Annotated in this window: 11 protein-coding genes and 1 pseudogene; all 12 read right to left on the bottom strand. The window is 44.4% G+C overall.

The features are described 5' to 3' along the window. A pseudogene (locus PGR91_RS12615) lies at positions 1-101 on the bottom strand (DNA cytosine methyltransferase); the annotation flags it as partial. Between the two features lie 275 nt (positions 102-376). Beyond that, a complete protein-coding gene (locus PGR91_RS12610; protein ID WP_228385728.1) occupies positions 377-724 on the bottom strand; it encodes a hypothetical protein in 348 nt (115 codons plus the stop codon). A gap of 84 nt (positions 725-808) precedes the next feature. Further along, entirely contained in the window at positions 809-2,569 is a 1,761-nt protein-coding gene (locus PGR91_RS12605) for a toprim domain-containing protein (protein ID WP_182424272.1), read from the bottom strand. Positions 2,570-2,571: 2 nt separating this feature from the next. After that, on the bottom strand, positions 2,572-3,255 hold the full coding sequence (locus PGR91_RS12600) for a hypothetical protein (RefSeq protein WP_147387423.1): 684 nt from the start codon (positions 3,253-3,255) through the stop codon (positions 2,572-2,574). A gap of 5 nt (positions 3,256-3,260) precedes the next feature. After that, a complete protein-coding gene (locus PGR91_RS12595; RefSeq protein WP_153497696.1) occupies positions 3,261-3,437 on the bottom strand; it encodes a hypothetical protein in 177 nt (58 codons plus the stop codon). Continuing rightward, on the bottom strand, positions 3,424-3,660 hold the full coding sequence (locus PGR91_RS12590) for a hypothetical protein (protein WP_118657229.1): 237 nt from the start codon (positions 3,658-3,660) through the stop codon (positions 3,424-3,426). The genes PGR91_RS12595 and PGR91_RS12590 overlap by 14 nt, the downstream gene beginning before the upstream one ends. Next, positions 3,657-4,094, bottom strand: coding sequence for a hypothetical protein (locus PGR91_RS12585; RefSeq protein ID WP_118657228.1), 438 nt, complete (start codon positions 4,092-4,094; stop codon positions 3,657-3,659). The genes PGR91_RS12590 and PGR91_RS12585 overlap by 4 nt, the downstream gene beginning before the upstream one ends. A 3-nt stretch (positions 4,095-4,097) precedes the next feature. Then, positions 4,098-4,394 carry a hypothetical protein gene (locus PGR91_RS12580; protein WP_118657227.1) on the bottom strand — a complete coding sequence of 99 codons (297 nt, stop codon included), beginning with the start codon at positions 4,392-4,394 and terminating at the stop codon, positions 4,098-4,100. A 4-nt stretch (positions 4,395-4,398) separates the two neighbouring features. After that, positions 4,399-4,857, bottom strand: coding sequence for a hypothetical protein (locus PGR91_RS12575; protein WP_118657226.1), 459 nt, complete (start codon positions 4,855-4,857; stop codon positions 4,399-4,401). Positions 4,858-4,859: 2 nt separating this feature from the next. Further along, the gene (locus PGR91_RS12570; RefSeq protein WP_118657225.1) at positions 4,860-5,498 is read right to left on the bottom strand and encodes an ERF family protein; all 639 of its coding nucleotides are present in this window, start codon (positions 5,496-5,498) and stop codon (positions 4,860-4,862) included. 25 nt (positions 5,499-5,523) lie between these two features. Continuing rightward, positions 5,524-5,886 carry a hypothetical protein gene (locus tag PGR91_RS12565; RefSeq protein ID WP_118657224.1) on the bottom strand — a complete coding sequence of 121 codons (363 nt, stop codon included), beginning with the start codon at positions 5,884-5,886 and terminating at the stop codon, positions 5,524-5,526. Positions 5,887-5,889: 3 nt separating this feature from the next. Then, positions 5,890-6,468 (bottom strand): DUF6745 domain-containing protein, encoded by a 579-nt coding sequence (locus PGR91_RS12560; protein ID WP_147387422.1) that lies wholly within the window; start codon positions 6,466-6,468, stop codon positions 5,890-5,892. Positions 6,469-6,470: the final 2 nt, after the last annotated feature.

Here is a 6,470-nt window from a genome sequence, read left to right as displayed (position 1 = left end):
CAAAAAAGGTCTATTTCACAGTTGAACAGATTATCCCATCCGGCCCAACGAGCCGCAAGGTCGAAACCTCCTATGCCTGAAAACAAAGATCCGTGCGTCATGTTGTTTAGATTTGGGTTTAAATTTGATTTACTCTCGATAACTTATAAACCCACAGATCATTCCTAATCCTTTTGCCCCCCCTGATTCGCAGATGACTTCGATGGTTTTTCTTTTAGCGACAACGGAGTCAGAAGGCCTCTCTGGGATTCTGTAAACGACTCTGTTCTGAGGTTTATCCATCCAGTCCCTCAAGGCGAACCTATCCCCAGGCGATAATTGTTTTACTTGTACAGCCTCCATAATTCTTTAAAGTTTTTAACGTTTTTTAATGTTTTTACCGACCATACACCATGCAAGCCGCATCCCGTGCGTGTTCCGATACGGCTTTCCGCCATCCGGTAAGCCGTTTGAACGACTCGCTGTTCATTTTCGTTTTATTGTTTTTCGGAGCGACCATCAGGCAATCGATTTCATGCTCCCGACACCAGTCCTGCCAGATATGCGCGTCTCTTTTAACCGATCCTGCTCCCTGTAATTTTTCCCGCCCGGTATTGCCGAACCACTTGCGTAGACGAGCATCTTCGATATACAATCTGATTTCGCTTCCGGTAGTAAGGCCGAAATTCCGGTAAATAAGTACTTTCTCCATTGCCTGTGTGATCGTTAGCGTAACGATCTCCATAAAATGTCTTTTTTCGGAGTCCCATGAGGCGAATCCTGTTTTAACGCCGGTGTCTATGCCGATATGAATCATTTTGAAATAATTTTAAAAGGGTACATCACTGTCGATAGTCCATGTATTGTCATTCTGGAAACCGTCTTGTCGCGGTTGCAGCCAGTTGGAATTGTCCAGCAGATTGATGTCTCCCGGCGGAACCTGATACCTTCCGTTACGGGGATTGTACTGCAATACGATACCTTCTGAGCTCGGATGCCCGAAATTCTTGAAACGTACTTTCGTCGGTATCAGCTTTGTTCGATGATTCACGAAATCACGATATACTGTCAAACCATAATCGGCTTTGTTATAAAAATTAGCGGATCCGCTGATGTCGTAGAGTGTCGGCGGAGGATATATTCCGCCTTGCATCTTTTCCAGCTTCGTGGGATGTGCGACCAAATGTCCCAGAATACCGTAACGTTTCGTAAATCGGGAACATTCATCGAGAAAGCGACCAACGTATTCGGATCCCGTTTCGCTTCTGTCCCTCTTGTGTTCCATACAGTTGAACGGATCCATTACGACCTGCTTGATTCCTTTGCGCTGTATGAATTGTTTTGCTCGGCTCAGAACGTTCTCAAGCGTCGGATCCTCATAAGGATCGAGCCAAAAGAAGTGGCTCTCAATGTAGTCAAACACCGTATCGAACTCATCGCGGCTCATGTCCGACTCTTTGAACGGCTTGCCGATTAACTTTTCAGCAATCTTCGCATAATGATTTTCGACAGGATAATTCTCCGGTGAGAAGAACAGCGTTTTCCAGTCGTGCATCACAGCCAGACGAACCGCTATGTAATCGAGCATTTCCGATTTCCCGTGCGAAGGTATGCCCGTCCAAATGGCAAGCTGCGATACTTCCCACCGGATCGTCTCGTCGATTTCTGCAATGCCGATACGATTCCCTTCCGGAAGCCCATGTTGGTACATGGCGAAAATATCATCATATCGATCAGACAGATGGATGTATCCCTGAATCGGAATCTCCTGAGCGTTTTTGATTACCTCCCGGATAGCCAGGCCACCTTCGGCAATCAACAACTCATTGGCGTCTTTACGTCCCTTGTAGGTGACGATCAAGCATCTTTCGGAGCCCAGCCTACGTACCAACTCGTTGCGTAACTTCAATCCTGCATCGTCAAAATCCGTCGCGATATAGAATCGCTCGATGTGTCCGAGACTGTCGATGTAATTGTCGAGATAGGGTAAATCCGTAGCCCCGGCCCCATTCGGTACAGAAACAACATTTTTAAACCCAGCCTCGATAAAACTGAGTGCATCCATTTCACCTTCGCAGATAATCAAATCTTTGGCTTCGGAAGTGCAGTTGAAGTTGTAAAACGTCAGCTCTGCATCTTTTACCATCCGAAATGACTTTTTAGGCCCGCGGTACTTGATGTTGACTAATTTGCCTTCGATGAAGTACGGGAAACAAATGACCTTTACCTCCTTACCGAACTGCGGCATCCACTCTCTGTCCGAATAAATCCGCATATCCCGAATCGTAGCTTGCGAGATCATCCGGCCTTCAAACCATTTTACTGCTTCATCCGATAGTTCAGTTTTGTTTTTCCATACCGGAATGACATAATCCTTTGGTTGCCGGGATTTAAGCGACATATGTGCCGAAAAAGTGGCATTACAGTGACAACAGTGACCTATCTGTTTGTCCGCATTCCATACGAAGCACTTTTCCCGCTTCTTTTTGCGGGTTTCCGAGCACACCGGGCAAGTCATGTAATTCTCGCCATGCGGCTTCGCCGGATTAATTTCGTATAATTTCTGCGTTTTGGTTTCGATGATAAACATAGCTACAAAGGCATTTTGAAAAGTTGATTTTCCGGCTTGAACCAAACCTGAACACATTTCTGCTTCCAGTTTTTTACTGCATTCCCTTTGCTATCAACCCAATCTCCAGCGGTGTAGTAGAGATACGCTTTTTTAGCTGCATCACGAGTGTATCCATTCTGCTCAAAGTATTCCTCCATGTCCGAAAGAGACGGCGGTACGAAATCTTTTTTTACTCTCTCTTTAGAGAGAGTTTTTTTATATATTACTTCTTTATCTTTCTTATTATTCGTACTGGTCGGTGTTCGGGCAGTGTACGGGGTAGTGTCTGACATAGTGTCTGAGGTAGTGTTCGGCAGAGTGCCTTCCATCGGATTGTAATACTCGTAATTACAGAGACTTATAATGCTTTCTCCGTGTTCGGTTCGGCGTTCGATTTCGTGTTTTTTAATATGCTTATTGATGTATCGCTGCGTCTTTTCGACACTCCAGCCCCAACGATCGGATAAGAATCGCAAACCCGCGTGTATTTCGCCTCGTTTAATAGTTATCAAGCGACCGTTAGGTAGTTCTTTCGTTGCTGGTTCCGCGTCAAATCGTGCCATCTGAATCAAATCGAGCCACGCTTCCGACAGACTAAAGGTGCGTTGCTGCGACCAATAAACATTCGTGAAGAACTTTCTATTTAATCGAATAAAGCCGTCCATTCGGATTATAACATTCCAATGTTTAATATCTTGCCAATTTTGGCCCTGCGAGCCTGAATACGGCTCAGTTCTTTTAGTTTCCCGGTGCATAGCCCTGTACGTCCGAGTTGACGTATCAGTCTTTTTTCCTCGTTCAGCAACCGGTAAAATTCACCTTGGGGGTCGTCTTTATTCTTTTCCATCCGTATTAATTTTAAAGTAAAAGTCATTTATCGTTCTGCCGTATGTGAGCCTTCCGGATCGCGTCAGACTGCGTAGCGCCTTTCGTACTTCCTCGCTGTCGGCATCCTTCATCAGAGAGAATATCTCCCCCATAGTCGCAGTGGTCGGAATTAGTTTGGAAAGTGCCTTCCCTGCGGAAATATGGGCCACTGTATTGAACGTTTTCTGCTCGATCTCATTCATAAATAATTCTTGTGTCTTTCAAGCTCCATTTCAATGCTTTGCAGGAATGCTTCTTCATCGGGGGATGGAAGGTATATCCCGCATTCGGATGAACTCCAATTCCTAAACCGTTCTATCGCTTGTGTCATTTCGACGGTTGTCAGCCCTGCGGAACTGCGGTAGTCGTACACATCTCCGATATATTTATCATGTTTCGGAATCAGAAACAGCGAAGGATTGCACAGTTTTTTGAAATATTCCCGTTTCACATATTCGATAGTATTTCCCGTTTCCATCGCATAGTATCCGAGCAGGTAATGCAGGTAGCTATTTTGCGACAGGGTTCTTTTGCGTTTTTTCTCGGTCAGTTCGACGACCGCTTTCTTCTTGTACAGATCGTTCGAACGACGTTTAAAACGCTCTTTATCGAGTATGTTATTCAGGTCGTAGATCATGGTTTAAAAAGGCAGATCGTCCGTGTCTGATGCTACTGGCATTTGGTCTACGCTTTCCGGAGTCGTTGCAGCCGGTGTAAAATCGAATCCTTTTCCACTGCCAATGTAAATGCGTCCCGTTCCCGCTTCCCGTTCTTCTTTGGTTTGACTCATAAATACTGTATGTGTATTCTCATACTTATCAGGTTCGCGCCGTGTCGCAATGGTGATATTCATGTACTTTTTGCCGTTTTCGGCAAGTTTGATCTTGGATTTCGGTATGTCGGTCACACAAATCGACGCATTGATTAAATCGCTCATTTCGTTATTTTTTAAAAGTTGTTTTGATTGTCGTTTTCGATGTCCTTATGGGATGCCGCAAAATTTCACCCGTATCGGCATCCGCCAACGTCGCATTCTCGGGAATACCGCGTAGCATACTTTCACGATCTTTGATGTCCATATTGACCGCGTTACGCATTTTATATAGTTCATCCAGCGTACCGTCTCCGCACACAGTATAATCGTATTTCACGCCAGCCTCGAATTGCTCCAGTTTACAATCGGATACCTGATGCTCCTTCCCGTATTTGGAAAGTTCTCGCAGGGCATAATCCTTAATTTCCGCATCCTCCTGCAACGCCTCAATCATCTTTTTAAACCGGGACATATTAGCCCACACTTTCAGTGGGTCAATCTCTCCACTCAGTATAAATTCTTTTGCCTGACTTATTGCAATAGGGAGGGATACTTCTGATTCAATGATTTCGACTGCTGTTTTCATCGCTATACGTTTTGATTTGATTTGATTCCGTTCGTTGCGCGATTCACCAGCCAAGTGTAATCTTCAGGGGTAAATCCCCGCAAGGATGTTTCGAACTGCGCCATCGTCCATTTTTCTTTTTTAGTGTTCTTACCGCACAAATTCTGACCTGTTACCAAATCACATAAACAATTGACCAGGTTCTCATCACTTCGACAAAACATTTTTTTATCGTTAGTAGCGGGTTTCTGCCCTAATGATTTGTTAGCGGTCGTTTTATTTCCACTTGCGCCATTCCCATCATCGTCATCGTCAATATTCAACCCTAAAACAGCGCCGATGGCATACCTTCTTTGATAGGTGATAGAACTGCCTATTCCCTGCGGATCATTCCTTACGGGCTTCATCTGGTAAGTCTCCATAATAAATTCTCCTGATTCGTGCATCAGAATCGTCGTGAGCCCGGTTTCGCCAACGGGCAACTGACTTACAGCAAGCCCATTTTCAGATAATGGTTTGCTAATTACGTCGAGTATATTAGCAAGGGTCGCATACTTGGATTTGAAAAATGGATTTGTAGCTTCTTTTTTTACTTTGGCTACCGAACCTTGAAACTTACACAAAGCAATTGCAAGGCTCTTTATTGATTCTGACCGTTCCATATATTTATAGTATTAAACTCCGTTTTTAATCCTTCACATCCTCCATCAATCGAGTGTAAGGATTGTATGTCTGCTGTATCCAGAACTCGTATATGCCAGGGGACAATCTGATCGGCTTATGATCTTCCCATTTCCGATCTATCGGCGACCGATAAGACTCATCGTCCATAGACAACAATGATACATGCTGAAGTATCGATTCCTCGTTGACTTTATAAATGACCCTTTTGTCAACCTCGTAACGTTCTACATTACCGGTCAACACGTGCGCATGCTTCGTGCGGTCGCTGATTGCTAAAGGACGGTTTTTAACCATGATTGCGGATGCCGGGATCGCATCTATCGAAGCCCCGATCACATCGCCCTGATGAAATCTGATGTTTTCCATAATTTATGCTCTGAAATTGAATGAATAATCTTTAGCGTTAAATGGCGAAAGGGATGCAATGGCTTCTATCGCGTTCGTATGGTGCGGTTCTACACCTTGCAGATAATGAGTGCCCGTACTCGGACAGCACATCGAGACCCATGCGAAAGGCTGGTTATCGATTTCTTTAAACAAATCATCCGTTTTAAGAAGTTCGACAACCTCCCTATCTCCGTTAGCATGGACGATTTCCCGCCGATCAACTACTTTCGCTCCGAGTAGATCCAGCATACCTTGCTGTCCAATGGATTCATAAATAGCTCCTTTAATATCGGCATCCGTTTCCTTCATAAACCGCTCTTTCGTGATGGAACTTTTGTCATTGACAATCCATGCCGGAATAGGACGGCCGTTGATGAAATAATATTCCGATCCATCCCTGAACTGGACGGCAGCCTGTGTTGTGGAATGAAGCCTTCCGGCTAAATTAGTCTCTATATACACTGGAGGCTGAATTGCGAATACGTAATTTTCATATTCATAAGCATTGAAAACATTAGATCTGATAAGCTTTTTATATTGCTTGAAATTGAAATTATCCAACA

Origin of the sequence: Candidatus Alistipes pullistercoris (genome assembly GCF_027665465.1) — a bacterium.
GTDB lineage: Bacteria > Bacteroidota > Bacteroidia > Bacteroidales > Rikenellaceae > Alistipes_A > Alistipes_A hominis.
The sequence above is the reverse complement of the archived record's forward strand: the minus strand, read 5'-3'. Positions and strand labels throughout refer to the sequence as shown.

Coding starts and splice junctions, on each gene's coding strand:
- PGR91_RS12570 (WP_118657225.1), bottom strand. CDS start 5,498: ATGGAACGGTCAGAATCAATAAAGAGCCTTGCAATTGCTTTGTGTAAG.
- PGR91_RS12595 (WP_153497696.1), bottom strand. CDS start 3,437: ATGGAAAAGAATAAAGACGACCCCCAAGGTGAATTTTACCGGTTGCTG.
- PGR91_RS12600 (WP_147387423.1), bottom strand. CDS start 3,255: ATGGACGGCTTTATTCGATTAAATAGAAAGTTCTTCACGAATGTTTAT.
- PGR91_RS12575 (WP_118657226.1), bottom strand. CDS start 4,857: ATGAAAACAGCAGTCGAAATCATTGAATCAGAAGTATCCCTCCCTATT.
- PGR91_RS12590 (WP_118657229.1), bottom strand. CDS start 3,660: ATGAATGAGATCGAGCAGAAAACGTTCAATACAGTGGCCCATATTTCC.
- PGR91_RS12565 (WP_118657224.1), bottom strand. CDS start 5,886: ATGGAAAACATCAGATTTCATCAGGGCGATGTGATCGGGGCTTCGATA.
- PGR91_RS12585 (WP_118657228.1), bottom strand. CDS start 4,094: ATGATCTACGACCTGAATAACATACTCGATAAAGAGCGTTTTAAACGT.
- PGR91_RS12610 (WP_228385728.1), bottom strand. CDS start 724: ATGGAGATCGTTACGCTAACGATCACACAGGCAATGGAGAAAGTACTT.
- PGR91_RS12605 (WP_182424272.1), bottom strand. CDS start 2,569: ATGTTTATCATCGAAACCAAAACGCAGAAATTATACGAAATTAATCCG.
- PGR91_RS12580 (WP_118657227.1), bottom strand. CDS start 4,394: ATGAGCGATTTAATCAATGCGTCGATTTGTGTGACCGACATACCGAAA.